Origin of the sequence: Nonomuraea corallina (genome assembly GCF_027620315.1) — a bacterium.
Lineage (GTDB): Bacteria > Actinomycetota > Actinomycetes > Streptosporangiales > Streptosporangiaceae > Nonomuraea > Nonomuraea corallina.
Genome location: NZ_JAPNNL010000328.1, coordinates 1 through 2655 on the forward strand (window position 1 = coordinate 1; position 2655 = coordinate 2655).

General features: G+C 75.4%; 1 protein-coding gene. It reads left to right on the forward strand.

The genetic code is table 11. The features are described from left to right. Positions 1 to 2655 (forward strand): type I polyketide synthase (locus OUY22_RS36435; RefSeq protein WP_270159878.1); only part of this gene is annotated, 2655 nt, incomplete at both ends.

The following is a 2655-nucleotide window of genomic DNA, read 5'->3' on the forward strand; positions in this document are numbered from 1 at the left end:
CGTCTACGCGGGCAACATGTTCAACGACTACTCCTCACGCTACGTGCACGGCGCGGTCCCGCCGGAGCTCGAAGGGCTGCTGCTCTCCGCGAGCACCCCCAGCGTGCTGTCCGGGCGGGTCTCCTACACCCTGGGGCTGGAGGGCCCCTCGATCACGGTGGACACCGCCTGCTCCTCCTCACTCGTCGCGCTGCACCTGGCGGTGCAGGCCCTGCGGCAGGGGGAGTGCGGGATCGCCCTCGCGGGCGGGGTCACCCTGCTGGCCTCACCCGACGCCTTCGTCGAGTTCTCGCGCCAGCGCGCGCTGTCCCCCGACGGCCGGTGCAAGCCGTTCTCCTCCAGCGCCGACGGCGCGGCGTGGTCCGAGGGCGCCGGGGTGCTCGTGCTGGAACGGCTGTCGGAAGCGCGGCGCAACGGCCGCCGCATCCTCGCCGTGGTGCGCGGCTCGGCGGTCAACCAGGACGGCGCCTCGAACGGGCAGACGGCCCCGAGCGGCCCGGCCCAGGAACGGGTGATCCGGGCGGCACTGGAGGACGCGTCGCTGGACACCCGCGACGTGGACGTGGTGGAGGCGCACGGCACCGGGACGACGCTGGGCGACCCGATCGAGGCGCAGGCGCTGCTGGCCACGTACGGACGGGGGCGTGCCGAGGACCGGCCGATGTGGCTGGGGTCGCTCAAGTCGAACATCGGCCACACCCAGGCGGCCGCCGGGGTGGCCGGCGTGATCAAGATGGTGCAGGCCCTGCGGAACGGCACGATGCCCCGTACCCTCCACGTCGAGGAGCCCACCCCGCACGCCGACTGGTCATCGGGCGGCGTGCGGCTGCTCACCGAGGCCCGCGACTGGCCGTCCGGCGAGTGCCCCCGCAGGGCGGGCGTCTCCTCCTTCGGCATCAGCGGCACCAACGCGCACGCCATCATCGAGGAGTACGTCCCCGAGCCCGCGCCCGAGCGCGAGCACCGCGAGCGCGTCCTCACCGGCCCGCTCGCCTGGGCCGTCAGCGGCCACACCGCCCAGGGCGTGCGCGCCCAGGCCGAACGGCTGCACCGGCACGTCACGACGCGGGAGCGCACCGACCCCGCCGACGTGGCCCACTCCCTGATCGCCACCCGGGCCACGCACCCGCACCGCGCCGTCGTGCTCGGCCGCGACCGCGAGACCCTGGTCGCCAACCTCGGCGGCTACCTGCGCGGGCAGCCCGTGGACGAGGTGGTCACCGGCGTGGCGGACGAGCTCACCCGTACGGCCTTCCTGTTCACCGGGCAGGGCGGGCAGCGGCCCGGCATGGGACGGGAGCTGGCCGCCGCCTCACCGGTGTTCGCGGCGGCGCTGGACGAGGCGCTCGCCGCCCTCGACCCCCACCTCGACCGGCCGCTGCGCGAGGTGATGTGGGCCGGGCCGGGCACGCGGGAAGCCGCCCTGCTCGACGAGACCGCGTACACCCAGCCGGCCCTGTTCGCCTTCCAGGTCGCCGCCTTCCGGCTGCTGAAGTCGCTCGGGCTCGGTCCGGCGTACGTGGCCGGGCACTCCGTCGGCGAGTTCGCCGCCGCGCACGTCGCCGGGCTCTGGTCGCTGCCGGACGCCGCCCGGCTGATCGCCGCCCGGGGCCGGCTCATGCAGGGACTCCGCGAACCCGGCGCCATGATCGCGATCGCCGCCACCCCGGAGGAGGCCCGGCTCACCCTGGCCGGGCTCGACGACCGGGCGGGCATCGCCGCCGTCAACGGGCCGGACAGCGTGGTGATCTCCGGCGATGAGCAGACCTGCCTCACGGTCGCCGACCACTGGCGCGAGCGCGGCCGGCGCGTCCGGCGGCTGACCGTCAGCCACGCCTTCCACTCCCCGCTGATGGAACCCGTGATCGACAAGTTCGCCGCGGAGCTGGAGTCGGTGACGTTCGGCGAGCCCGGCGTCCCGGGCGTGACCGGACTCACCGGCCTCCTCGACACGCAGTGGACCGACCCTGAGTACTGGCTGCGCCAGATCAGGATGCCCGTCATGTTCCAGCCGATGATCGCCCGGCTGGAGGCGCAGGGCGTCCGCCTCTTCCTGGAGGTCGGGCCGCGGGCCGTGCTCGCCGGTCTGGCGCACGACTGCGTCACCGGAGAGGACGTCTCGATCCTCTCCCTGCACCGGCGCGACCGCGCCGAGCCGGACGCGCTGGCCGCCTGCCTGGCCGGCGCGTGGGCCGCCGGAGCCTCCGTCGACTGGGCGGCGCTGCTGCCCGGCGGGAACCCGGTGGACCTGCCGACCTACGCCTTCGAACGCGAGCGCTACTGGCTCGGCCCGCCCGCCCGCGTCGCCGACCTGTCCGCCGCCGGCCTGCGCGAGGTCGCTCACCCCCTGCTCGAAGCCGAGGTCGACGTCGCCGGGGACGGACCGGTCGTGCTCACCGGCGGCCTGTCGGTCGGCGCCATGCCCTGGCTGGCCGACCACGTCGTGGCCGGCACCGTGCTGCTGCCCGGCACGGCCCTGGCCGACCTGGTCATGGAAGCCGCCGAGAGGACCGGGGCCGACCTGGTCGAGGAGCTGATGTTCGAGGCCCCGCTGGTGCTCCCCCGGGACGGCGCGATCACCGTCCAGGTCGTCGTGGACCCGCCGGACCCCTCCGGCGCCAGGGCGGTGCGCGTGCATTCGCGGCCGACCGGCGG